The sequence below is a fragment of the Streptomyces sp. NPDC107562 genome (genome assembly GCF_055657325.1).
The window spans coordinates 1036939-1060805 of sequence record NZ_JBVKBE010000001.1; the positions used below are offsets into that span (position 1 = coordinate 1036939).

The 23867-nt window shown below is 68.8% G+C and carries 22 protein-coding genes and 3 pseudogenes; 13 read left to right on the plus strand and 12 right to left on the minus strand.

Annotated elements, in window-relative coordinates; all coding sequences use genetic code 11:
- Positions 1–16 precede the first annotated feature (16 nt).
- Positions 17–793, minus strand: a complete 777-nt coding sequence (locus ACZ7LV_RS04415; RefSeq protein ID WP_471935564.1) for a thioesterase II family protein — start codon at positions 791–793, stop codon at positions 17–19.
- A gap of 497 nt (positions 794–1290) precedes the next feature.
- On the opposite strand from ACZ7LV_RS04415, the gene ACZ7LV_RS04420 reads away from it, so the two are divergent.
- A complete protein-coding gene (locus ACZ7LV_RS04420) occupies positions 1291–1503 on the plus strand; it encodes an MbtH family protein (protein WP_471935566.1) in 213 nt (70 codons plus the stop codon).
- 53 nt (positions 1504–1556) lie between these two features.
- Positions 1557–2831, plus strand: coding sequence for an MFS transporter (locus tag ACZ7LV_RS04425; protein ID WP_471935567.1), 1275 nt, complete (start codon positions 1557–1559; stop codon positions 2829–2831).
- An 83-nt stretch (positions 2832–2914) separates the two neighbouring features.
- Here ACZ7LV_RS04425 and ACZ7LV_RS04430 read toward each other — a convergent pair whose 3' ends face one another.
- On the minus strand, positions 2915–3406 hold the full coding sequence (locus ACZ7LV_RS04430; RefSeq protein WP_471935568.1) for an SRPBCC family protein: 492 nt from the start codon (positions 3404–3406) through the stop codon (positions 2915–2917).
- Positions 3403–3792, minus strand: coding sequence for a metalloregulator ArsR/SmtB family transcription factor (locus tag ACZ7LV_RS04435; protein WP_471935570.1), 390 nt, complete (start codon positions 3790–3792; stop codon positions 3403–3405). The genes ACZ7LV_RS04430 and ACZ7LV_RS04435 overlap by 4 nt, the downstream gene beginning before the upstream one ends.
- Positions 3793–3994: 202 nt before the next feature.
- On the opposite strand from ACZ7LV_RS04435, the gene ACZ7LV_RS04440 reads away from it, so the two are divergent.
- Positions 3995–4510, plus strand: coding sequence for a putative immunity protein (locus ACZ7LV_RS04440; RefSeq protein WP_471935574.1), 516 nt, complete (start codon positions 3995–3997; stop codon positions 4508–4510).
- A gap of 93 nt (positions 4511–4603) precedes the next feature.
- On the opposite strand, the gene ACZ7LV_RS04445 is transcribed toward ACZ7LV_RS04440, so the two are convergent.
- Complete coding sequence (locus ACZ7LV_RS04445; RefSeq protein WP_471935576.1) at positions 4604–5029, minus strand: SRPBCC family protein; 426 nt, start codon at positions 5027–5029, stop codon at positions 4604–4606.
- A 363-nt stretch (positions 5030–5392) separates the two neighbouring features.
- Between ACZ7LV_RS04445 and ACZ7LV_RS04450 the strand changes: the two genes are divergently transcribed.
- Entirely contained in the window at positions 5393–7756 is a 2364-nt protein-coding gene (locus tag ACZ7LV_RS04450) for a glycoside hydrolase family 95 protein (protein ID WP_471935578.1), read from the plus strand.
- A 222-nt stretch (positions 7757–7978) separates the two neighbouring features.
- On the opposite strand, the gene ACZ7LV_RS04455 is transcribed toward ACZ7LV_RS04450, so the two are convergent.
- Entirely contained in the window at positions 7979–8176 is a 198-nt protein-coding gene (locus tag ACZ7LV_RS04455) for a hypothetical protein (RefSeq protein WP_471935580.1), read from the minus strand.
- Positions 8177–8228: 52 nt separating this feature from the next.
- Between ACZ7LV_RS04455 and ACZ7LV_RS04460 the strand changes: the two genes are divergently transcribed.
- From ACZ7LV_RS04460 to ACZ7LV_RS04475, 4 genes are all read left to right on the plus strand, one after another.
- On the plus strand, positions 8229–11747 hold the full coding sequence (locus ACZ7LV_RS04460) for a S8 family serine peptidase (RefSeq protein ID WP_471935581.1): 3519 nt from the start codon (positions 8229–8231) through the stop codon (positions 11745–11747).
- Between the two features lie 253 nt (positions 11748–12000).
- The gene (locus tag ACZ7LV_RS04465; RefSeq protein WP_471935582.1) at positions 12001–12285 is read left to right on the plus strand and encodes a hypothetical protein; all 285 of its coding nucleotides are present in this window, start codon (positions 12001–12003) and stop codon (positions 12283–12285) included.
- A gap of 98 nt (positions 12286–12383) precedes the next feature.
- On the plus strand, positions 12384–12716 hold the full coding sequence (locus ACZ7LV_RS04470; protein WP_471935584.1) for a hypothetical protein: 333 nt from the start codon (positions 12384–12386) through the stop codon (positions 12714–12716).
- A 132-nt stretch (positions 12717–12848) separates the two neighbouring features.
- Positions 12849–13619 (plus strand): Stf0 family sulfotransferase, encoded by a 771-nt coding sequence (locus ACZ7LV_RS04475; protein ID WP_471936116.1) that lies wholly within the window; start codon positions 12849–12851, stop codon positions 13617–13619.
- A 292-nt stretch (positions 13620–13911) separates the two neighbouring features.
- On the opposite strand, the gene ACZ7LV_RS04480 is transcribed toward ACZ7LV_RS04475, so the two are convergent.
- Both ACZ7LV_RS04480 and ACZ7LV_RS04485 read right to left on the minus strand, forming a co-directional pair.
- Positions 13912–14172 carry a hypothetical protein gene (locus ACZ7LV_RS04480; RefSeq protein ID WP_471935586.1) on the minus strand — a complete coding sequence of 87 codons (261 nt, stop codon included), beginning with the start codon at positions 14170–14172 and terminating at the stop codon, positions 13912–13914.
- A 72-nt stretch (positions 14173–14244) separates the two neighbouring features.
- Entirely contained in the window at positions 14245–14412 is a 168-nt protein-coding gene (locus ACZ7LV_RS04485) for a TetR family transcriptional regulator (RefSeq protein WP_471936118.1), read from the minus strand.
- Here ACZ7LV_RS04485 and ACZ7LV_RS04490 point away from each other — a divergent pair.
- A pseudogene (locus ACZ7LV_RS04490) lies at positions 14335–14568 on the plus strand (IS630 family transposase); the annotation flags it as partial. The gene ACZ7LV_RS04485 and the pseudogene ACZ7LV_RS04490 sit on opposite strands and share 78 nt — an antisense overlap.
- 30 nt (positions 14569–14598) lie before the next feature.
- Here ACZ7LV_RS04490 and ACZ7LV_RS04495 read toward each other — a convergent pair.
- On the minus strand, positions 14599–14916 hold the full coding sequence (locus ACZ7LV_RS04495) for an Imm51 family immunity protein (RefSeq protein ID WP_471935588.1): 318 nt from the start codon (positions 14914–14916) through the stop codon (positions 14599–14601).
- A 169-nt stretch (positions 14917–15085) separates the two neighbouring features.
- Positions 15086–15852, minus strand: a pseudogene (locus ACZ7LV_RS04500) (transposase).
- Between the two features lie 67 nt (positions 15853–15919).
- Between ACZ7LV_RS04500 and ACZ7LV_RS04505 the strand changes: the two are divergent.
- Complete coding sequence (locus ACZ7LV_RS04505) at positions 15920–16522, plus strand: hypothetical protein (RefSeq protein ID WP_471935590.1); 603 nt, start codon at positions 15920–15922, stop codon at positions 16520–16522.
- Positions 16523–16982: 460 nt separating this feature from the next.
- On the opposite strand, the pseudogene ACZ7LV_RS04510 reads toward ACZ7LV_RS04505, so the two are convergent.
- Positions 16983–18981: pseudogene (locus ACZ7LV_RS04510) on the minus strand (PA14 domain-containing protein).
- On the opposite strand from ACZ7LV_RS04510, the gene ACZ7LV_RS04515 reads away from it, so the two are divergent.
- Positions 18902–19087 carry a hypothetical protein gene (locus tag ACZ7LV_RS04515; RefSeq protein WP_471936154.1) on the plus strand — a complete coding sequence of 62 codons (186 nt, stop codon included), beginning with the start codon at positions 18902–18904 and terminating at the stop codon, positions 19085–19087. The pseudogene ACZ7LV_RS04510 and the gene ACZ7LV_RS04515 overlap by 80 nt on opposite strands.
- A 95-nt stretch (positions 19088–19182) precedes the next feature.
- Here ACZ7LV_RS04515 and ACZ7LV_RS04520 read toward each other — a convergent pair whose 3' ends face one another.
- On the minus strand, positions 19183–19374 hold the full coding sequence (locus tag ACZ7LV_RS04520; protein WP_471935592.1) for a hypothetical protein: 192 nt from the start codon (positions 19372–19374) through the stop codon (positions 19183–19185).
- 524 nt (positions 19375–19898) lie between these two features.
- On the opposite strand from ACZ7LV_RS04520, the gene ACZ7LV_RS04525 reads away from it, so the two are divergent.
- Positions 19899–20531 (plus strand): hypothetical protein, encoded by a 633-nt coding sequence (locus ACZ7LV_RS04525; RefSeq protein ID WP_471935594.1) that lies wholly within the window; start codon positions 19899–19901, stop codon positions 20529–20531.
- Positions 20532–20901: 370 nt separating this feature from the next.
- Here the strand turns inward: ACZ7LV_RS04525 and ACZ7LV_RS04530 are convergent, their stop codons facing one another.
- Positions 20902–21576, minus strand: a complete 675-nt coding sequence (locus ACZ7LV_RS04530; protein ID WP_471935596.1) for a TetR/AcrR family transcriptional regulator — start codon at positions 21574–21576, stop codon at positions 20902–20904.
- Between the two features lie 146 nt (positions 21577–21722).
- Here ACZ7LV_RS04530 and ACZ7LV_RS04535 point away from each other — a divergent pair, with 146 nt between their 5' ends.
- Positions 21723–23147, plus strand: coding sequence for an aldehyde dehydrogenase (locus ACZ7LV_RS04535; protein WP_471935598.1), 1425 nt, complete (start codon positions 21723–21725; stop codon positions 23145–23147).
- Positions 23148–23867: the final 720 nt, after the last annotated feature.

Genomic DNA, 23867 nt, shown 5'->3' on the forward strand with positions numbered 1-23867 from the left:
ACGGAAATCCGCTCCCTCAGGTCGATGCCGTTGCCCCGAGGCGGCTGATCAAGTCCCTGACCAGCGGGGCGGTCTGCTCCTCGAGGTAGAAGTGCCCGCCGGGGAAGGAGCGTGCGAGAAAGGTCGAACGGGTCACTGCGGACCAGGCATGCACCGCATCTTCGTCCAGCTCGTCGTCCTGGTCCCCGTAGTAGGCGTAGACGGGCATGTCCAGAGGCGACGACGGGATCGAGGCCGCGTACCGCTCGATGAGGCGGTAGTCGGCCCGCACCGCCGGCAGCAGCAGTTCCCGCAGCTCCTTGTTGGCGAGGGCCTGCGCAGTCGTGCCGCTCATGGCGGCGAGATCCTGGACCAGCTCCTCATCGGTCGCCTCGGCGAGCCCACGCGAGCGGTTCTTGCCCGGCCCGGCTCTGCCCGAGAGGAACAACGCCTCGGGTCCGGCGGCGCCGGGTGCCGCCGCCAGGCGTGCCGCGACCTCGAACGCCACGGAAGCGCCCATGCTGTGGCCGAAGAACGCCAGCGGAAGGCTCGCCAGGCTCGCACAGGCATCCGCGAGCGAATCCGCCAGCTCTTCCATGCGTGCGACCGGTGGTTCGAAGAGCCGGTCTTCGCGCCCTGGGTATCGCACGGCCAGGAGTTCGACGTTGTCAGGCACCAGAGGAGTCCAGGAGCGGAAGAAACTTGCCGCACCCCCAGCGTGTGGGAAGCAGACGAGCCGAAGGGCCGGGGCGCGACTGCCTCGTACCACCCGGAACCACTGGAAAGCCGATGTCCCAAGGGGCATCGTGTCCATCACCGCATTTCTCTGTCGTCGCTGCCGAACCGGCATGTGCTGCGCCGAGCCTTCGGGCATGCGTCCGCGGCGAGTTCAGCCGAAGTGCCGTCGACTGGTCCGACGCGGTCGGCGTGGTCGGCGCGGTGCCGTGCAGCATTGTCACAGCCTGGCACGGCGGGTCGCACCAGCCTGCCGTCGGCCCCGTGCCGAGTGAACACGACCACCTGTCCACAACGACGCTTCACATGTTGTTGGCCCGCTGTCGCCTTGGCCCTCCCCAGCCGTTAGGCGTCCCCACGAACGATGGCAGACGATTCGGAGGTGTCGCCGGGGAGGCAGCCGACTGGCGTGTCCGTCGCGCGACAGGCCTCGGTTGCGACACCCGCCGAAGTCGGCGACGTCTGGGTGATCGGACATTCGCTCGCTGACCTGGACTGTCCGCACGTCTCGTGAGTGAGGCGATCCACGCGGATCCGAAGCACGGTCTGACTCAACGCCAGGGCAAGGACGCACACATGACGAACCCCTTCGAGGATCAGGACGCCCAGTACCTCGTGCTGGTCAACGCGGAGAAGCAGTACTCGCTGTGGCCGACTTCCGTCGAGGTCCCCCAAGGTTGGGATGTGGCGTGTGACGAGTCCTCCCGGCAGGACTGCCTGGACTTCATCGAGAAGACGTGGACGGACATGCGTCCCAAGAGTCTGGTGGACGCCATGGGCGGCAACTGAGTCCAGCCCTGCACGTCTCCCCTCTCACGGTCCGAGGAACTCCAGAACCCTCCATGCGTTCTTCCAGCAAAAGCGCCAGTCACCGGCTGCCACGGCAGTTCCATGCTGTGTGGGCCGCGGTGACTGTGTCGAGTATCGGCGACGGTATGCGGACGGTCACCCTTCCTCTGCTCACGGCCCGCCTCACGGACGACGCCCGGTTGGTCGCCCTGGTGGCTTTCGCCGGACAACTTCCCTGGCTGCTCGTCAGCATCGCCTCCGGTGTCCTCGCGGACAGGTTCGACCGCCGTCGTCTCCTGTGCTTCGTCGACACGGCACGCGCCGTCATCATGGCCGGCCTGGTGCTTCTCACGATGCTCGACGGCCTGTCCATCCCGGTCCTGGCCGGTGTCGCCTTCCTCCTGGGGTGCGGCCAGACTCTCTTCAACGGAGCATGGTCCGGCATGGTGCCCTCCCTGGTGCCACCCGAAGGACTGACCAAGGCGAACACATACCTGCACATCACCGTGCTGTTCGCCGGCCCCCTTCTGGGCACCCCGGTGGGGGCGGTGCTGTACGGGGTGACGCCCGCGCTCCCGCTCGCCGCTGACGCGCTGTCGTTCATCTGCTCCGCGGGACTGATCCTGGTGCTCGCGGGCGGCACACGGACCGGTCGTGACAGGAGCGTTCCGGCACGGCAGTCCCTGCGCCAGGACGCTCTGCAGGGTCTCGTCTGGCTGTGGCGGCACCGTCAGATGCGTCGGCTGTGCGCGGCTTCCGCTGTGAACAACCTCGTGGTGGTCGGTCTCATGTCCGGCCTGGTCCTGTATGCCGGGCAGACGCTGGGACTGGGCAGCTCGGGCTACGCGGTGCTGGTGGCGGCGTTCGCGGTCGGAGGCCTCGTGGGTGTGCCCCTCGCACCTCGTCTGAACAAGCGGATCGGGACGCTCCGGTTGCTACGGCTCGGCATGCTGCTCACCGGGGTCCTGTGCGCCGGCATGGGCGCGGCCCGGTCGGTCCTGGTGGGGGTGCTGGTCATCGCCGGGTACGGCGCGGTGAGCCTGGTGTGGGGCGTCACCGCGGTGTCGTTCCGTCAGTCGCAGGTTCCGACCGAACTGCTGGGCCGGGTCACCATGGCCTTCCAGATGGCTTCCGTGAGCGGGGGAGCCCTGGGGGCTCTGCTGGCGGGACTGGTCTACCACGGTCTCGGCCCCCGGGCCCCCTTCTTCGCCGGGGCGGCACTGCTCTGCCTGGCCGCGGCCCTTCTCCACCGATCTCCCGCCGACGCCTCGGGGGAAACGAGGACGGCGGCGCCGGCCCGGCCGGTGAGCCCGGCTCCTCCTGACTGAGGCGCTGTCGTCCGGCCGGGCATGAGCGGCACACCGGTGCCCCGTCCGTGGGGCCCAGGTTCCTCGCTGACGGGCGTGAGGGGTCAGACCAGCGACTCGAAGTACGCCTTCTGGGCGGGGTAGTAGTCCGCGAAGTCGGGGCGCGGCCCCTCTGTGCGGCTCGCGGTGAGCATGTCCAGGTAGTACTCCCAGCCAGGTCCGGTCTCACCGAGCTGTTCCGTGGAGGTGAGGTGATGGATCAGGCGGAGCTCCGTGATGCCGTCGCTCTCGGTCACCAGCAGCTCCAGTGACCATGAGCCGGATTCGTCCTGCGTCGAGACCGCGAGGCGGCGGGGTGCCTCGCAGGCGTCGATGCGGACCGGGATCCAGTCGTCCGACTCCTCGAACACCATCTGCACTTCGACGGTGCGGCCGGAAGCCCCCTCACCGCGCCAGGGGCCGAACCAGCGCGCGGTGCGCTCCGGCTCGGTGACGCTCGCCCAGACGTCGGCGGCGGAGGCGCGGTAGGTGCGGGTGAGGATCAGGTCGTGGCCCGTCGCGGTGGGGACGAGCTGTCCGGAGGGTTCGAGAGTCATGCTGTGCCCTTCTGTCGTGCTGTGCTCTGGGTATCGGTGGGCTCGGATCGGTCGCGTTCCCGGCGCGCGCGGTGGACCTCGGTGTCCAGTGCCGCGAGTTGGCGCGACCAGTCCGGGGCCTGACGGACCTCGAACTGGACGAGCCACTCGGTGAGCCGGCCGAGCGGGAGGCGGACGAGCGTGTAGCGCCGGTGGCGACCGTGCTGCTCGTCGCGCACCAGTCCGCTTTCCCGCAGTACTCGCAGGTGACGGCTCACCGCCGGACGGCTGATGGAGAACCGCGCCGCGATCTCGCCCGCCGTCAGCGGGCTGTGCCGCAACATGACCAGGATCTCCCGGCGCACCGGATCAGCGACGGCAGCAGCCACGTCGGTCAGTTCGTCCACGGGAAAAGCGTAACCCATGGGTTACGCGTCACGCCGTAGCGGCGATCGTTACGCCCCGGTTCCAGTCGAATTATGAAGAAAAACGATCCATCTGCTGCGCACGCCCCCCTGCCTGTTGGACCGGGCTACGGGAGGCGGGCTTGCGGATCAACGAGCGGGTTCGCAGGCTTTGCTTCCATGGCAGCAGGAAGGAAAGCCGACCATGATCCTCCCGAAGGTCAGGGACCCCCGCTTCGTGACGATCCGCCGCGGTGGCACCCTCACCGATTCGGATCACCAGCTCCTCGCCCTCTGGGCGGCGGTGTGCGCGGAGCACGTCCTTGATCTCTTCGAGTCGGCCCGGCCTGAGGACCGGCGGCCGCGCCAGGCGATCGAGCATGCCCGCGCCTGGGTGCGCGGCGAGGTCAAGATGATGCAGGCCCGCGCGGCGGGCGGCCACGCGATGGGTGCGGCCCGAGACCTGCGCGGTGCGGCCCGGCACGCCGCCTACGCCGCCGGCCAAGCTGCGGTCGTCGCACACGTCGCCGCACACGAGCTCGGTGCGGCTGCCTATGCGATCAAGGCCGTACGCGCTGCCGCGCCGGCCGGCGAGAGCGAGGCCGCGGGACGACTCGAGTGCCGCTGGCAGCGCGACCAACTCCCGGAGACGATTCGCGAACTCGTACTCGACGACCAGCGATTGCGCAACGACATCTGCTGGTCGGCGTTCGACTGCTGAGCGTGCGTCGCGCGGCTCCACCGTGCTCACGAAGCTCACCGCCGCCGGCGTCTTCCGACCTCAGAGCCGTCGCAGTCGCGAGGGGCCACCGCATCAACCGCGGCAGGCTGCTGCCAGGAAGGCGGTGAGGCCGTCCAGGAGCATGTTGCTGCCGAACTCGGACTGGTCGCGGTCCGTGGTGTTCTCGAAGGTCTGGGAGAGGGTGATCCGGGTGCGGTCGCCGTCGGCGACCAGGTCGACGGTCATGAGGACGAGGTCCTCGCGGCCCGGAACGCTCATGCCGATCACCAGCCGCTTGTTCGGCACGACCTCGGTGTAGCGGCCGGACAGCGGGACGCGGGTGCCGCCGGGGATGACCATGACGGAGCTCCAGGCGCCGCCGGGGCGGACGTCGAGGACGACCTCCTCGGCGCCGGCCCACTGTCCGTACTGGTCTGCGCGGGTCCAGGCGGTCCAGACCTGCTCGACCGGAGCCTCCAGGGTGCGGGTGATGGTGTAGTCGTAAGCGACGGCGGTCATGTCTGTCTCCTTGTGTCTGATCCCGCGGGTGCGGGACCGGGCTGCACACTCACGGAGAACGTCGGAGCCGATACTCCGTTCTCGACACCGCCCGGCAGATTCTTTTCTCAACTCGCTGTCGCTGTGCTGCGCGAGGCCAGGCTCAGCTGCCTGGGGGGAACCCGTGTCGGGTCCGCGACCACGCCACGTCTCTTGTCGCGTTGAGGCGACACAGCCCAGTAGGAGCCACGCAATTGGTCGGACCACCACGCAAGGAATCGGTGACAAATCGCGAGCGAGGGGTGTCGAGTTGGGAAAGTGGTCTGATAAGTATACGTGGCACTTGCTCGATCACGCGCTACTGCTCCTGTGGAAGGGATCCCCGTGCCCGCTTCCTCTCGTCGCGACTTCCTCCGCATCACCGGTGCTGCCGGTGGCGGACTCGCCTTCGCCGGCGGTTTCCGCCCGTTCACGGCGCATGCGGCACCGGCCCGACCCTCCGACGTCCCCTTCGTCCCGGAGGACAAGGCCACCACGATCTGGTACCGCACGCCCGCAGACGAGACGCACATCATCCAGGAGGCGCTCCCGGTCGGTAACGGCCGCTTGGGCGCGCTCGTCGGCTGTGACCCCGCCGACGACTTCATCTACCTCACCGACGGCTCCTTCTGGTCCGGTGGGCGCAACGACACCCTCACCGATGACGGCCAACTTCCCTACGGGAGAGATGACTTCGGCAGCTTCGGCCTGCTGGCCAAGCTCCGGATCGCCCTGTCGGGCCATTCCGGTGACACAGTGACCGACTACCGTCGCCAACTCGACCTGAGCAACGGCGTGGTGTCCGCGACCTACCGGGTGCGCGGGGCCTCGTACCGCCGCGAGGTCTACGCCAGCCACCCGGACGACGTGCTCGTCATCCGGCTCACCGGTGGACCGCACACCGGGACGATCTCGCTGGCCGGCACGCACGACGAGACCACCTCGGGTGGCAACGGGCACCTCTCCTTCTCCGGAAGCCTCGCCAACGGCTTGCGCTACGCCGCCGCGGTGACGGCGGTAGGCACCGGCGGACGGGTCTCCGTGGAGGAGGACAAGCTCTCCTTCGCGGGCTGCCGTGAACTCCTGGTCGTGGTGTGCGGCGGCACCAACTACTCCCCGGACGCGGCCAAGGACTTCCGCGACGCGAGCAGCGACCCGCTGGCCACGGCCCGCGACAAGGTCACGGCCGCCGCGCACGTGTCGGGCACCCGGCTCCTGAAGACCCACGTGGCCGACTACCAGCGGCTGTACAACCGCTTCTCCCTCGACCTGGGCGAGTCGACGGCGCTTCAGCGGTCGCTGGACTCCTGGTCGCGCATCGCGGTGCGCTACACCGACAAGTCCACGCCGGACCCGGAGTTGGAGGCCGCCTACGTCCAGTACGGCCGCTATCTGACCATAGTAGGCTCCCGCGACTGGCTCCCGATGAACCTGCAGGGCATCTGGGTGCACAACAACACACCGGACTGGTACGCGGACTACCACACCGACATCAACATACAGATGAACTACTGGCTGGCCGATCCCGCCGGCCTGGGGGAGAACTCGTACGCCCTCGCCCGCTACTGCGTCTCCCAGCTCCCGGTCTGGACCGACGTCACCAAGCGCCTCTACAACAACGAACGCAACAGGTTCCGCAACAGCAGCGGGAAGATCGCGGGCTGGGCGGTCGCGTTCTCCACGAACATCCACGGGGGCAGCGGTTGGGCCTGGCACCCGTCGGGGAACGCCTGGCTCTGCAACTCGCTGTGGCGGCACTACGAGTACAGCCAGGACCGGGAATACCTGGAGCGGATCTACCCCGTCCTCAAGGGTGCGGCAGAGTTCTGGCAGGCGCGCCTGATCACCACCAAGGTCTCCGACGCGGACGGCACGTCGCGTGAGGTTCTGATCGACGACACGGCCTGGTCGCCCGAGCACGGCCCGGACGCCAAGGGCATCACGTACGCGCAGGAACTCGCCTGGGAACTGTTCGAGGAGTTCAAGACCGCCAGTCGCGTACTGCACCGCGACGCCGACCTGGCTGCCGATCTGGCCGCGATGCAGGAGAAGCTCTATCTCCCCCGGGTCAGCCCGAAGACCGGATGGCTCGAGGAATGGATGAGCCCGGACAACCTCGGGGAGATCACCCACCGCCATCTGTCCCCCCTGATCGGCTTCTACCCCGGCGACCGCATCGCTGCCGACAGGAGTCCGGCAGACCTGCTGAACGGGGTGCGTGAACTGCTCACCGCCCGCGGCATGGACAGCTACGGCTGGGCCTGCGCCTGGCGCTCCCTGTGCTGGGCGCGGCTGAAGGACGCGGAGAAGGCGTACCAGCTCTACCTGACGGTGCTGCGGCCGTCGATCACCAACAGCAACGGCACCTCGGCGAACTGGTTCGACATGTACAGCCAGGGCAGTTACACGATCTTCCAGATCGACGCGAATCTGGGCGGAGCCGGCGCGGCGTTGGAGATGCTGCTCTACTCGCGTCCCGACGTCATCGAGTTGCTGCCCGCGCTCCCGGACGCGTGGGCGGCAAAGGGCTCGGTGCGCGGCATCGGGGCCCGCGGCGGTTTCACGGTCGACCTGGCCTGGCGCAAGGGCAAGGTCACCGAAGTCACCGTTCGCAGCGTCGGCGGCACCACGACCGAGCTGCGCGCCGGCGGTTTCCGCAAGCAGATCAACCTGAAGCCCGGGAAGTCGGTGACGCTGAACATCTCCTGACAGGCCATGCCTCCGGCCAGGTCGTGCTGGAGAAGCCGCTGATCTGCCAGGTTGGCCGTCCGGGGTGTCGCGGGCGGCCAACCTCATGGCACGGTCGCGGGCTGGAAGGCATCGCGCGGATGCGTTGGCGTTCTTGTGACATGGCGCGGATGCGCCATTGCACTGTCTTCACAACATTGCGTGAAAGGTGAGTGACTGCGTGGGTTCTCACGCACATCAAGCTCACGAGGTTCCCTTGCGCATGCCTCCATCCCGCAGACGCGGGCTGACAGCGGCTGTCGCGGTACTGGTGGCGCTCACCGCCCCCGGCCCGTCCGCCTCGGCCGGCACACCGGCCTCCACTCCGGCTTCCACACCGTTTTCCACGAAGGTGTCCTCCGCCGGAAGTGCCGGCACCCAACGTGTCATCACGTTGATCACCGGGGACAAGGTGACGTTCACCCCGACCGGGAGCGGGCGTCCTCTGACGTCGGTGCTCGATCCGCAAGGGCGGCCGACCGGTGCCCATGTGATGTCGGTGGGCGACGACACCTACGTCTACCCGGACGCCGCGATCCCGTTCATCGCGTCCGGAGCCCTGGACAAGAGGCTCTTCAACGTCACCGAGTTGCTGGAGGACGGCTACGACGACGCCCGCAGCGACCGGCTCCCACTGATCGTCACCTACACCGACGCCGCCGTCCGCTCCCGCAGCACCCGAACCCCTGAGGGAGCACGCAGGACCCTGTCGCTGAGCAGCGTGCAGGGAGCCGCGATATCGGCCGAGCACAAGCACGCGGCCGATTTCTGGTCGTCTCTCACCGGTGGCGAGGAGGCCCGCGCGACCGCTGCCCCGCAGCCGTCCGGGCGCCTGGCCGGCGGGATTGCCAAGGTGTGGCTGGACGGCAAGGTCAAGGCCACCCTGTCCGACACCACCGCGCAGATCGGAGCCCCGAAGGTCTGGGAGAGCGGGAACACCGGCGAGGGCGTCGACATCGCGGTCCTGGACACCGGGATCGACGCCGGGCACCCGGACTTCGGCGGCCGGATCGCCGCGACGCGCAGCTTCGTGCCCCACGAGGACGTCACCGACCGGAACGGTCACGGCACGCACGTCGCGTCCACCGTCGCCGGGACGGGTGCCGCGTCCGGCGGGACCGAGAAGGGGGTCGCCCCGGGTGCCAGACTGCACATCGGCAAGGTCCTCAACGACATGGGCGAGGGCGGAGACTCCTCGGTCCTGGCCGGCATGGAATGGGCGGCCCGCGACCAGCGCGCGAAGATCATCAGCATGAGCCTGGGCGGTGAGCCCACCGACGGCACCGACCTGCTCAGCCAGGCAGTGAACCGGCTCAGCGAGGAGACCGGCGCGTTGTTCGTCGTCGCCGCCGGAAACTCCGGCCCGGCCGCGAGGACCGTGGGCGCACCGGGTGCCGCGGACGCCGCGCTGACGGTCGGTGCGGTGAACGGCCCGGGCAGGGGCGTCGACCAGTTGGCCGTGTTCTCCAGCCGTGGCCCGCGCGTCGGCGACAACGCGCTCAAGCCCGACCTGACCGCCCCCGGCGTCGACGTGCTCGCGGCCCGATCGCAGTACGTCCCGGAGGGCGAAGGCGCGTACACGACGATGAGCGGCACCTCCATGGCCACCCCGCACGTCGCAGGCGCCGCCGCCCTGCTGGCCGTCGAGCACCCGGACTGGACCGGCCGACAGCTCAAGGACGCGCTGGTCAGCACCACCACGGGCACCAGCCGGTACAGCCCCTACCAGGGTGGCGCCGGCCGCCTGGACATCGCGGCCGCCACCAAGGCCGCGCTGATCGCGCCGGCCTCGGTGTTCACGCAGGCCCGGTACCCGTATACGCCTGGCCAGACCGCCCGCAAGGACGTCACCTACACCAACACCGGGGACACTCCGGTCACCGTGGACCTGGCTCTCGCCGGGTCCGGCCTGCCCGAGGGCCTGTTCGCCCTGTCGGCCGACCGGCTGACCGTACCCGCGCACGGCACCGCCACCGTGGAGCTCCGCACCCATCTCGACAGGGGGCAGGACAACGCCGCCTACAGCAGTTTCCTCACCGCCACCGCTCCCGACGGCACGGTACTCACCCGCACGCCCGTCGGGGTGAACAAGCAGGGCCAGCGCGTCACCCTCTCCGTCACGGCGAAGCACCGCGGCGGCGGGTTGCCCGGCAGGCTCTTCCTCAAGGACGTCGAGCGGAACACGGTCCCCGAGGTGTACACCGTCGACGCCTCCGGCACCCTGGACCTGACCCTGGTCCCGAGCACCTATGCGGCCTGGATGATCGCCGACGTGCCCGGCGTCGACGGCACGCACGCGCTCGGTCTCGGTGTCCTCCCCGTTCCGCAGATCGACCTGAGCGAGAGCCGCACGCTCGCGCTCGACACCTCCCGGCTGCGCAAGGCGGCCGCGATCACGCCGCAGGAGACGGCCAACGGCGGCTTCCGCGTGGACCAGTACCGGTCGTACGGCGACCGGGTCCCCTACGGCCACAGCTACCTGCCCGAGCACCGGGACTACGACAGCCTCTGGCTGCTGCCGACGGAGAAGGTGACGCGAGGCGCGTACGGCCTTCACACCCGCTGGCGGCAGGTCCAGCCCCCGTTGACGTTCTCCTCGGGCTCGCAGACGTACGACGACGTCGCCGTCCAGTCCAATTCCCCGATCCTGCCCGAGGGCACCGGCGGCTACCGGGCGGTGTGGCTCGGTGACGGCTCCGCCGAGGACTTCCGCAAGGCCAGGGTGCGTGGCCTGGTGGCGGTCGTCCGCCGTAGCGACACCGTGCCGGCACCGGACCAGGCGCAGGCGGCGGCCGACGCCGGCGCCAGGCAGTTGCTGATCCTGAACGACGGCTACGGAAGGCTGGCCCACCTGCTCGAGGCGCCGCCACTGCCGGTGGCCACCCTCGGCGCGGACGACGGCGCACGCCTGCTCAGCCGGCTCAAGAGGCCCGGCACCGATGTGCTGAAGGTCGTCTCGCACCCGTACCCGCACTACCTGTACGACCTGGTACGACGTCACACCGGCGGCGTCCCGAGCGACCCCTCGTACCGGCCAGGTCCAGGCGACCTCGCCAGGGTCGACGACTCGTTCCGTGACACCAGACAGGGCCGGGTCGCTCACTCGCGCTGGGACCTGTCCTTCAGCGGTACGCACCTCGGGGTCGACTCCAGTCTGGTCCCTGCCCAGGGCGACCTCACCTCCTGGGTCACGGCAGACCCCGACATCACCTGGATGTCCACCGCGTCCGCCGACAACACCGAACTCATGCAGTCCAGCACGGCACGGTCGTACAAGCCGCGCAGCGCCGCGGAGGACGTCTGGTTCAGTCCTGTCCTCCACCCCCGCTTCGTCCAGGGCGGAGACATCTCGACGCCCTTCCGGGCGGGCGACGGCATGAGCACGTCCATCGTCATGGCGTGGGGAGACTCCGGCGCGCACGCGGGCACCTCCTCGACCCCTGGGGCCACGAAGGTGGCCCTCTACCAGGGCGACAACCTCCTCGCGGAGAACACCAACGACGGCTTCAGCATCAACGGCCTCGCGCCGGAGCCACTGCCCTACCGCCTCGTGGTGGAGGGCAGACGCGAAGTGCCGGGCCGCCCGTACTCCCCCCGGACCCACACCGAATGGGGATACACCTCCGCCTCGCCCGATGACGTCGAGATCCACCCGCTGCCGCTGATCCAGCTCGACTACGCGGTGGCCACGGACCTGTCCGGCCGGGCACACCGCCGGACCGGCCTCGCCGTCACCCCGTCGCACTTCAAGGGCGCGCCAGGTGCCGGACCGATCCGCACCGTCACCCTGGACGTCTCCTACGACGACGGTGCCACCTGGCAGCGCACGCCGATGCACGCCGGCGGTGACAACTGGAGGACATCGCTCGACGCTCCGCGCAGCGCCCAGTTCGCGAGCCTGCGCACCACAGCGACGGACGACAGCGGGAACACCGTCAGCCAAACGGTGATCCGCGCCTTCGGCCTCAAGTAGAAGGCACACGCCGTCCAGGGCCCTGTCCGCGCGACACACCGCGGACAGGGCCCCGCCATGTCGCGACGGGCCACGAGCCGAAGCGCCGGTCCACCAGAGCGTCCGCGTCCCAGGCCCCGACAACAGCCGAGCCCGGATCGGTTCACCGATACACCTATCCGTGCCCTCTCCCGACGTCCCGCGAGCGGGAGACGCGCGAGGGGGGTATGCCATGTCGCGCAAGGTGACCTTCGGATCCACGAGGAGAGCAGCTATGTACGCAGTAGTTCGGCGCTACGAAGGGGTGACCGACCCTGCCGAGGCGGGACGCCGGGTGAACGACGGATTCGTACCCATCGTGCGCCAGGTCTCCGGGTTCGTGGCCTACTACTGGGTCGACGCCGGGGACGGAGTGATGGTCTCCACCAGCGTCTTCGAAGAGCAGGCCGGGGCCGAGGAGTCGACCAGGAGCGCGGCGGACTTCGTCCGGGACAACCTCGCCTCGCTGCTCCCCAACCCTCCCCAGGTCGCGGCCGGCCAGGTGGTGGCTGCTGGGTAGTGACCCGCGCACCGGCGCAGGCTCCACATCCCCCCAACCTGTCGCCGCAAAGGTCAGGGGCCGCCGCTGGTTGCCGAGGGGCGGCCGGTTCTCTCGCGATGACGCTCTGGGCATTCGCGCAACAGGATCCCCCCGCCGCACGCGATATCCTCCTGCCGAGCACACAGGACGGCGATCAGGACCTTCGCAGGGCGGCGATCTGGCTCTCGGCTTCGTTCCCGCACCCGCGACGACGGGTGGGGGAGATGGTTGGCTACAGCCGTGATGGAGCAAAGCGCCCGAGGCATCCGCACCCGTGCAAGGACTGCGAGCGCCTGGCCGTCAGCCTGAGCGCGGGCCGAGTCGACGACCGCATGCGCCAGGAGCAAGAGCGTCGCGTCCGGCATGAGAAAGCCGAGCAGGGCCTGCCGAAGACCGGCAAACTGCGTTGAGCGGGTGCTGCGTGCCCGGTCCACGGTACGGACTACGACGCCCCCCGTCTGTTCCCTGTACGACAGCGACTTGCGTCGTCGGTAATCGGGTTGCGTGTCGTGATCGCGTCGGCCTTTCCTTGCGTTGTGACGATGCGAACGGACGCTGGGGAACAGGTCGACTCGTACTTCATCTGTGCCACTCCCCGCACCGGTAGTTCATTGCTTCTCGGGCTGCTGGAGTCGACCGGTGTCGCCGGCCGACCTCAGGCGTATTTCCGTGCTCCTGACGAATCGCTCTGGGCTCGCAGATGGAAGATCCCGCACGCTGCCAACGGTGGCTTCGTTTACGGCGACTACGTGCGGGCGGCTCTTGCCGCTGGCCGGACCGAGAACGGAGTGTTCGGGGCGAAGCTCATGTGGGGAACCCTTGACGAGGTGGTCGACAAGCTGGAGAGGGTTTGGCCGGACCTCGCCGGCCAGGACGTAGCCCTGTTGAACCAGGCCTTCGGCCTCACCCGCTTTGTCTGTCTGCGACGTGAGGATGTCCTTGCGCAGGCAGTGTCCTGGCTGCGGGCCGAGCAGACCGATACCTGGTACGTCGGCGGCAACGGAGAGATCGGCGGTAACGGCGGCGGTGGGCAGCTGCCCACCTTCGACGCGGACCGCATCGGCGAGCTGATGCGGACGATCGGTGAGCACAACGCGGCGTGGGACGCCTGGTTCACCTCGTGCGGCATCGATCCGCTCCGGGTGCGCTACGAGGAACTCGATGCCGACATGGCCGGCGTAACGGAAGGCATCCTCAACTTCCTCGGTCTCAGGTCGCCGGACGGACGGGCAATCGTGCCCCGGCACAGGCGTCAGGCTGACGACCTCAGCCTCCAGTGGATCGACCGCTATCGGACGGAGACATCGCAGTAGGCAAATGCGCGATTCGAGAATGAAGCAGGTCACGGTCACGCGCACCCTCGTCCCTGGGCCTCGGATACAACAGCCCCATGAACTGGCACTTTCGGCGCGCATAACTGGCACCACCATCGAGGCAAGTACGCGGCGACGGGCCCGGTCTGATGCGCGGCCTCGGACGCGCATCAGATGGCCGTACCCGCATTTCGGGCCTGTGGCGGTCAACCGCAAGCGACGTGATCGCGCCGTCCTGCCGCACGCCGCGTACACCGCGGCGCCGGTGGCTCGGTTCACCGCATTGTTGGTGTCAGGGGCGCATGGCCTGCAGGAAGAGTTCGCCGTAGCGCTGCCAGTGCGCCGGTTCCCGCTTCGACATCCGCATGAGTTGGAGGACCGGGCCGCACAGCATGATCTGCAGGTCGGGGATGCCCGAGTCGGGTCGGACCTTCCCCGAGTCTTTCGCCCTTTCCATGGCCGCGCACAGCCGCTCCATCAGGGCGACCGCAGGAGACGACTCCGGGTCGGCGAGCACGTCGGCGAGCAGCCGGTCGCCGGCCAGAGCGTTCATCAGGGCGAGGATCTGGCCCCTGAACTCGGCGTACCCGTCCGCGGCGGGGGCGCGTTTGTCCAGGGACTGTTCTTACAGAGCGAACCGGTGCCGGGCCACGGCCTCCACCAGGTCGTCCCTGGTGGGATAGCTGCGGTACACCGTGGCCTTGCCGACACCGGCGCGTGGGCCAACCCGATCGAGGCCCACTTCGGGCCCTTGCGGCAGTTCACGATCGCCAACTCCAGCCACTGCAACCACACCGTCCAGACCCGGGCCCTGCACGCCTACCTGCACTGGCGTAACACCAACGGCCGCTACCCCGACGTCCTGGCCGTTCAACGCAAGGAGCGTGCTCGCATCCGCAGCGAGAAGGGCGTCTGCTGGGGCGGACGACCACTCGCCGCAGCAGCCTGAACGAACTGGTGTTCCTGCCCTCTGGAGCTCCTAGTCGTCGAACTCGAAGCCCGAAGTCTCCGCCCGAACGATGATGTCGCGGACCGCGTCGGGACTCGTGATGACTGACTCGAGGGCCGTCGTGAGTCGCGCAAGGTCACTCGGAGTCCCGACCGCGCAGACCATGCCGGCCTCGCTGTCGAAGTCGAGGCGCTCAGCAATATCCGGCCAGGCAAACCGCACGAGACCTTCCCAGAAGTACCCGTTCGGCTCGTGCCCTGCATCGGCTACTGCCACGTCAGCAGCCAGGCCACCGACGTCCAACGTCAGCGACTGTTCGCCGTCGAAGTCATGAAGCTTGATATTCACGGCTGCGATGTTCTCACGCCCAGCACCGGCCGCCGGATCCGCACCAGCGGCCCATCCCTTCCTCGCCACTCTCTTCCTCAGTAGACCTTTCCGGTCATGGCACAAAGGGCTGTCCCGTAATGATCTCTGAGTGACCTCGGGCGTGGTCGACTGCTGCACTGCTGGGGGTCTATTCGGCGAGGGCGAGGTTGTGCATTCGTGCGAGACCGAGCAGGGCGTGGTGGACACCATCGCCTTCGAGACGGCAGTCGCGGAGGATTTTCCAGGTCTTCATGCGAGCGAAGACGTGCTCAATGCGGGCCCGGACCTGCTTGTGGGAGTTGTTGTGAGCCTGCTTCCAGCCGGGCAACTCCTCGCCCCTACAGTGCCGATGGGGCATCGCGAGCCCAGTGCCCGGGTAGCCACCGTCGGCGATCGTCGTGGTCGTGCCGACGGCGGCCTTTGCGCCGGATTCCTCCCACGCCTTGCAGTCGTTACGGTTGCCGGGGAGGGGCCGGCCGACGAGTACGACCAGGCGGGTGTCGGCATCGACGACGACCTGGTGATTGGTGGAGTACTGGTAGTTCTTCGACTGCTCGGCCACTGTGTGATCGCGGGTGGGCACCAGGGTGCCGTCCACGATCAACACAGGTGTCCTTCCCGAACCGCTTCTGGGGCTGGTGGGCGAGCATCGGCCCGAGGTGGTCGATGATCCGGTCCGCCGACTTGGAAATCCCTAACAGCGGGGCCAGTTGGCGCATGGTGACATTCGTGCGCCAGTAGGCCGCGATTGGCAGTGCCCGGTCGTTCAGCGGCAGGCTCCACGGCGGGTCCCTGCGGACCGCGTCCGTACCCTCGCGTCGCAGAACCGTTACCAGCTTGCCGAAGTGCCTCGGGCTCAGCCCGGTGAGCGGGGTTGTCCAAGGACGGCTCCGATGCCGTGATCACACCAGCCACATCAAGATCATCTCGCCAATGACCGGAAGTTGCTGGACAGCCCTTGTGGCGCTCGTAAATTGCGTTCATGGACGAGATCCCCTGGTTCGAGTACGACGAGGGCGACCTGGGCGTCGCGCAACGCGCCTTCGTGGACGTTCTGGCCGAACGCGCCCGCTCCTGGCTGGTGGACCCGCTCGACACGGTCGTGTTGCCACCGACACACACCTCGAATGGCCAGCTGATCACCTATCTGGATATTGGTGACCCGCAACGCAACCAGGGCGTTCTGACGGTGGGTACCCACTTCGACGGCTCGGTCGTCCGTGGGGGTGAGCTCCACAATCAGGACTTCTCCATCAAGGAGACCGAGGCTGCGCTCACCATCCGAGCCGCAGGCGGTCCCGCGGAGCTGGCGGGGGCAACCGCGGAGTGGATAGAGGCGGTTCTTGCACGACCGCTGGTTCGCTGCGAGTGGCATCACCGAGGACGGATGTACGCGGTCCGCTACGAGTACGCGGATACGGGGCAAGGCCTCAGTGAGGGCTTCGAAAATCCACTCGCGCCCCTCGCTCTGCAGAGCCGACTGGCCGTGGCCGGCGTCGAGCGAGGTCGAGGCTGGATCAACCGTGCCGGCCTTGGCGAACCAGACGTGATCGCACATGTCCGAGGCGCCCACCCCGGTCGGTAGTTTCGGGACAACGCTTAACGAGCTCGTGTCACCGCCTACCGTGCACGAGCTCGTGAGGCGTGAGCAGGTTCGGCCAGATCCTGGACGAGCTCGTCAGGGTCCTTCCTTCGACGGCCGGGTAGTCCGAGGGGACGCCACGACAGCCGCACTCCGGCGGGCCTTTGGTCCTCGGTGTTGTGTTCAGCAGCACGGGCACGGCTGCCGACAGCGACTTGATCGCCATGTGGGGCTCGACTGCACAGGACCCACCAGGCACTCGGCTCCGGGTCGGTGAGCAACGGGGCGCCTGATGACTTGGCGATCGACGTGGTCCTCCTCCCGACGGCGACGAGTGGCTCGTGCTGAACTGCGTTGCCTGCCCAAGAGATTGCGGCGCGCGCCAGCCCGGTGCCGCATGGTGAAGGGACCGGAAGCCCGTGTCCGGTCCCCTCCTTCGATGTCGCCGCCGACGCGGGCGGGCTCAGTCGGTCACGACTGCGCGCTCGGACGCTCCCGACTCCGTGCCGTCCGCATAGACGGCTGTGACGCGGTAGTAGACCGTGGTGGCGGAGGGCTGGGGGCGGTCGTACCAGTCCCAGCCCGTGGAGTCACCTCTGGACACCGTGCCGAGCATGTCGAAGGTCCCGCTCTCGCGGTTCCATCGGCGGACGGTGAAGGACACCACCGGACTGCCGTCCGCGTTCTCGCCGGTGGTGAGGAACCAGTGGATGCCGCCGTTCGAGTCGGCGCTCAGCTGGATCGGGGCGCCGGTCGCGGGCGGGGCGCTGGGGTGGAGGTCGAGTCCGGTGACCTCGGCGGCGCTGGCGCCGGTATCGGGGGTGAGCAGGTTGCCGTACTGGACGACGGCGTAGCGGACGTGCTGGCCGTCGGCCGCCACCTTGTGGTGGAACGTCGTCGTTTCGATCTCCCGGGGGCGCAGGGTCCACGGATCGGTGAGCGGCCGGTACGTCCACTGCCCGTCGACGAACGTGCCGCGCAGCACGCGGTAGTGGTCGAAGCCGGGAGTGGTGTCGGCATCCCAGGACAGGACGATGCCGTTCTCCTTCGACTTCACGGTCAGACCGGTGACCGGGGCAGGGGGCGTCGTGTTCCCGGCGACGGTGAGGACGACCTGCTGGGACGGGGTGCCCCCGTTGCCCTCGTGGTCCAGTGCGACCACCCCGTAGTAGTAGGTGGTGCCGGGTGGCGGCGCCGGGTCGGTGAACGTGGTGCCCTTGATCCACCGGCCCACTTCCGTACGCGTGCTCCCGGCGGTACCGCGCGGCTCGGTCGACCGGAACACGGCGTAGCCCTCGAAGTCGCTGCTGGTCCGCTCGGAGGGGTCCCAGGTCAGCGTGACGCCTGCCTCGTCCTCGTGGGCGCGTGCGTTGAGCGCGGTGTCGACCGGGCCCGTCAAGTCGCGGGTGTAGTACATCGCCGCGCCGGAGGCCGCCGACTCGTTGCCGTGTGTGTCGACGGCGGTGACCACGTAGTAGTGGATGTCGCCGGTCTGCGGCAGCGGCCCCGAGTAGCCACCGCCCGACAGGGTGTCGCCGGTGACCCGGTTCTCCGGGGTGAGGGCGACCGGGAGGGACGTCGATCGGTAGACGCGGTAACCGGCGAGGTCGGTCTCGGCGTTGCTGTCCCAGTAGAGTCTGATGGCGGTGGGGAAGCCGATGACCCCGTTCTCCTCGACGCCCTTCGGGGCGGCGGGCGCGGTGCGGTCGACGGTGGTGACGCCGAGATCGGCGGTACCCGACGACGTGTTGCCGGCCCTGTCGTAGGCGCGGACCTCGTAGTAGTAGACGTTGCCGTCCTTGGGGACGGTCGTGTCGGAGTACGAGGTGGACGTCGTGGTGGCGATCGGCTTCGCGGGGTAGGGGGCGCCCTTCAGGCGCCGGTAGACGCGGTAGCCGGCGAGGTCCATCTCCTTGTTCCTGCTCCAGCCGACCTTCGTGGACGTGGTCGTCGCGCTGTAGGCGACAGTGGTCCCGGTGGGGGCGAGGGGCTTGACCTTGTCGACCGTCGCCGACGTACGAGGAAGGTACCCGAACTTGACGTTGGCTGAGCCGGTCCAGTTGACGAAGTCGATGCGCAGGGTGTGCCGGCCCGCGGGGATGGTGACGTTGACGCTCTTGCTCACCCGTGGTCGACACGTTCGTCCAGAGGTCGACCTTGCGGGCGCCGTCGAGATAGACGCGGATGCCGTCACGGGACGCAGCGGTGAACGTGAAAGGCCCGCCGGAACCGAAGTCGCGGGTGGTGGAGCAGCGGACGCCGAAGTTGTCGACCGGAAGGCCCGCGTAGGGTGCGCCGGTGCCCCAGCTCTGGTCGATCACGGAGTCGCAGTCGGTGCGCCTCGGCGTGCCGGAGAACGTCGTGTTCGCGTAGAACGTCCTCTTGAACACCGGCGACGTGCAGGTCACGGCGGCGGAAGCGGAAGTGGCCGCGGAGAGCAGGCCGCCCGCCGTGGCGAGCACGACGGCGACGGCCGTGGCGACTGTCGCACCTCTGGGTCGGTTCATGCGTTCCTTCGTCTCTGATCGTCGGCGGCGTGGCGACGCCGCCGACGATCAGGACTTGTGAGGGACGTGCTTGCTTGTACGCCTGGGACCTGCGTGTTTCCGTGCAGCTCCAGCACAGCTGAGCGGGGCCCGCGCGCCTGGGAACGGTGACTCCGGTCAACCGTTGTCCGACAGTGCCTCACGTCGTCGTGTCGGGGGCCTTTCGGGGGTGCCGGAGTACATCCAGACAGCACACATGAGGGCGCCCGCGATCAACATGCCGACCGGAATGGCGACGGCGGGCGGCCAGTTGGGCGCGGCGATGGTGTGGTCGCGGGTGGGGACCACAGTGCCGTCGACGGTGAGCACGGTGTACTTGAAGAGCCCCTGCCAGCTGAGGAGCGAGCCTTGCCCCGAGGTGAGGCTCCTCGGGCGGGGGCAGTCGAGCCTTGACGGCGACGGCGACGGCGACGGCGACGGCGACGGCGGCCGGGGCGGCACCAGCGAGCTGCGCTTGTACGCGCGGGAACCTTTTCGGACGACTCCGAGGCGACACTTCGGCAGGCCCAGGAGGCGGGCGACCGCCCCAAGCTTTCCTTCGACAGCAATGCGGACGAGGGGTGCGGCGACCAAATTCAGCGGGAGGCACCCTCCTGGTGCCGCATCAGACGCGGCGTCGCCAGGCTGTCGGGCTGGCAGAACGAGTATGCGTCCGCGTGAGCGATGATGTGACGTGGCGGTAGGGCCCAGTCGGCGGCCATATACAACGATGCGGTCTGCGACATGCGCGTTGGGGAGTCGGTGGGTAACGACTGAAGGCTCTCCCGTAACTGGTGAGCTCCGGCGCCTGCCCCGGTGCGAACTTTGTCAGCGGCAGGTGACAGGCTTGCGGGATGCTGATCGAGGGATACTACGACGGCCCGTTGGCTGCCGGGGAGTCTCTGCTTACCCGCCCTGGGTTCTGGTCGAACTACCTGGTGGAGATCTGCGCTGGTGGGACGGGGGTTGAGCGACCCACCCCGGAGTGGTTCGGCGATGACGGCGCTGACACCGACGCCTTGTCCGAGACCCTCATGGACCCCGCATGGTGGCCTGTGTTCCGTGTTCCTGCCTCGGGTGGCCCCGGAATCGTGGTGGTCTACCGCAACTTGGTCGGCGACTACGGCACCGACTTCTTGCTCGTTCCCGAAGGCCGAAGCGGCGGACCACGGATCGCCGGCTGGGAAGGGGGACTGTCAGGAACCGGGCTGATGTGGAAGGACCTGGTGAGGATCGCCGACAATCCAGCAACCGAGGCCGCTGGAGTCGACGACTGCGCCGCCCGCCTCCTGCTGATCCTGCCCCTCCTCAGCGATCCAGACGTTCCAGAGGATGCCTCTCAAAGGGTCGGCACCGCTCTCAGCGCGGTCGGGGCCCCGCAAGCCACTGCCTCCAGCACAGCGGACCATCTCCTCGGTCGCCTGACGGACAGACCGTGGCACGACCCCACATGGGCCTCACCCCTGAGCGGCAATCGAAGCGCCTGAACGGCTGACCCCGACTGGCATGATCTCCACATGGCCGGCGTGATCACGGCGTCGGAACCTTCTCGATTCGGTGCGAGCGACAGCCGCGAGGGACGTCTTCCCCCCCGGCTGTTCGAGTAGTGACGACGGGCACGGTGACAATCGCGGGGGCTCTGGGCTGACGCCTTGAGCCGTCCAACCCGGCAGCCCCGCGCTCGACGGGTCCGCACTCGTCGGCACTCGTCGACGTTCCCCGGACAGACCGGGCTACATCGCCGGGCCCGGTGCGACGTGCCGATGTCGACCAGCCAGGCAGCCACGTACATGGCGCCGTCCGCCGACGGCCGGCGTGCACCTACAGCCCCTGCGCGCCGCACGACTGCTGGCGGCGTCAAGGAGCGGCGCGGGTCAGCGTGCCCGCGATGAGGGTGGCCAGCATCTGCCGCAGGGAGGTGGCGAAGTCCATCTTCAGGACGGCGAGTGAGGGATCGGACTCGTAGGCGGCGAGCACGGCCTGCGAGGGACGGGCATGCGTCCACACCGCACCGGAGACGATGATGACCGCGGCTGCCAGCTCCTGGGCCCGCTCTCCGACTTCCGGCAGGTGCAAGCGGAGGAGCGCGTCGAGTTCACCGACGTTGTCGATGGCCGCCCGCTTGTAGCGGGCGGCCACCTGTGTCGACACGTTGTGCTCCAGCACGCTCGCCTGCGCGCTGAGCAGGTCGCACAGGACCCGCCGCTCGGCGAGGGAGTTGGTCACCGCGGCGGCGAACCGCTCTGCGCGCTCGCCCGGCGCCGCCCTGGCGTCGATGGTGGCGGCCAGCTGATCGGGCAGGTCGGCTGTCCACTCCTGCCAGGCGCGGTCGAGCAGCTCCAGCAGGACCGCCTCGCGGGACTCGAAGTAGCGCAGCACGTTCGACTTGGCCAGCCCGACGCGGCGGCTCAGCTCGTTCAGGCTGACCTCGCTCACCGGCATCTCGTCGAGCATGGCGGCCGCGGTGTCGAGGATCCCCTGGCGGCGGATCTCCCGCTGCTCCTCGCTCCGTGCGCGCTGGAAGGTCGTCATGCCCCCACTTTACAGACTCGCGGTCTTTTGACATCAGACCGTCGGTCCCTTACGTTGAAGGCGATAACAGACCGACGGTCTGCAAACGGGCCGCGCGGGCTCCGCACCTTGCGCAACCCCACCCCATAGCCGAAAGCAGATGCGCCATGACATCGCACGACAAGCTCTTCATCGGTGGCCACTGGACTGCCCCGGCCAGTTCGGCAGTCATCGAGGTCCACTCCCCGCACGACGGATCACTGGTCGGCACGGTGCCGCACGCCGATCCGGCCGACGTGGACGCCGCGGTGGCCGCGGCTCGGGAAGCGTTCGATCAGGGCCCGTGGCCGCGGATGGCGCCCGAGGAACGCCAGAAGGCGGTGGCCCGCTTCCAGGAGCTGTACAGCGCCAGGGCCGCCGAGATGGCCGCGCTGATCACCTCGGAGAACGGCTCGCCGATCACGTTCACGACCGGCTTGAACGCGCACTTCCTCCCCGAGCAGACCGCCGCCTACTTGCGTGCAGCCGCGGACCTGGACTGGGAGGCGAAGCTGCCGTCCGGAGCGCTGCTCCGCCGCGAAGCGGTCGGGGTGGTCGCCGCGATCATCCCGTGGAACGCTCCGCACCAGTCGGCCCTGGTGAAGATGGTGCCCGCGCTGCTGGCCGGCTGCACCGTGGTGCTGAAGGCATCTCCGGAGACGGCGATCGACGCCCTGGCGCTCGCGGAGGTCTTCGCCGAGGCCGGCTTCCCCGACGGAGTCGTCTCCGTGCTGCCCGCCGGCCGGGAGACCAGTGAGTACCTGGTCGCCCACCCCGGCGTCGACAAGATCGCTTTCACCGGCTCGACCGCGGCCGGGCGCAAGATCGCCGCAACGGCGGGGGAGCAGCTCAAGCGGGTGAGCCTGGAGTTGGGCGGCAAGTCGGCCGTGATCGTCCTGGAGGACGCCGACCCCGTCGCCGTCGCCGAGGGGCTCAAGCATCACTCGCTGGGCAACAACGCGGAGAACTGCCAGGCCCACACCCGCATCCTGGCCCCCCGCAGCCGCTACGAGGAGATCGTCGAGGCGGTACGGACCATGATGGAATCCCTGACAGTCGGCGACCCTTCAGATCCGGACACCTTCATCGGCCCCATGGTCCGCGCCGACCAGCAGCAGCGTGTGCGCTCCTACATCGACATAGGCATCGCCGAGGGCGCCCGCCTCGTCACCGGCGGACCGCAGGTTCCCGAGGGGCTGGAGGGCGGCTACTACGTCACCCCGACCCTGTTCGCCGACGTCGACAACTCCATGCGCATCGCCCGCGAGGAGATCTTCGGCCCGGTCCTGGTGGTCATCCCCTTCGACGACGAGGACGACGCCGTCCGTATCGCCAACGACTCCGCATACGGACTGGGCGGCGGTGTCTGGTCCGCCGACCGTGAACGGGCCCTCTCCGTCGCCCGCCGGGTCCGCACCGGCTTGATGCTCGTCAACGGGGCGATGCCCGCCCTCGACGGGACGTTCGGCGGCTACAAGGCCAGCGGAATGGGTCGCGAGTTCGGCAGCGTCGGCCTGAACCAGTACGTCGAGTACAAGACCATCGCGCTCTGAACCGCAGCGCCTGTGAACTGAAGTGACCTGACCGGCACGGCCTTCAGCCAGCCGGTCAGGTCACTGGGGCGGCGACAAGGAGGACCACCACCGGCGTCAGCCGTGCTCGGGCGGCCCCTGGTCCTCGGTGTCGTGTTCAGGACTGCCAGACTCATCGGCTCCTCGCCTGTTGCACCGAAGGGCACCAACGAACAAGCCGCCGCGAGGGCGAGGGCGAGGGCGAGCGCCGGAAGGACACCGCCTGGGGTCAGGCGGCCGCTGCACGCCGGCCGGGATCGCGGCCTGCGCGCCTTGAGCAGGTGCCCGAAGCACGGCACCCGTCCCACCCCTGCAGGTGATGCGCGAGGGGTGCGGGGTCCCGGGCCGGGCACCCCGGCATCCCCCTACGGCAACGCGCCCGCAGAGGGCGGCTGACACATTGGCGGGGGACTGGGGCGCTCCCCTCTCCGGCCACACTGGAGCTGGCCCGCCAGAGCGCCGTCGACACCTGCGGCTGATCGCCCGCACCACACCCTGCCGACCGCCCAGTGGCACGACCGCACAGCGGAGGCATGTGGCCGACCCCTGACCACCCCTCGCACGGGCGCCACGTCAGCGCCGGCCGGACAAGCACCGCCGAGCCGGAGCTCCGCCCGTCCGACCGGACCTCGTAACAGGTCGTTGGCGACACCGCCGTTGACGCCGGCCGCTACCGCCACCCGGTCCACTTCGTATGGCTGC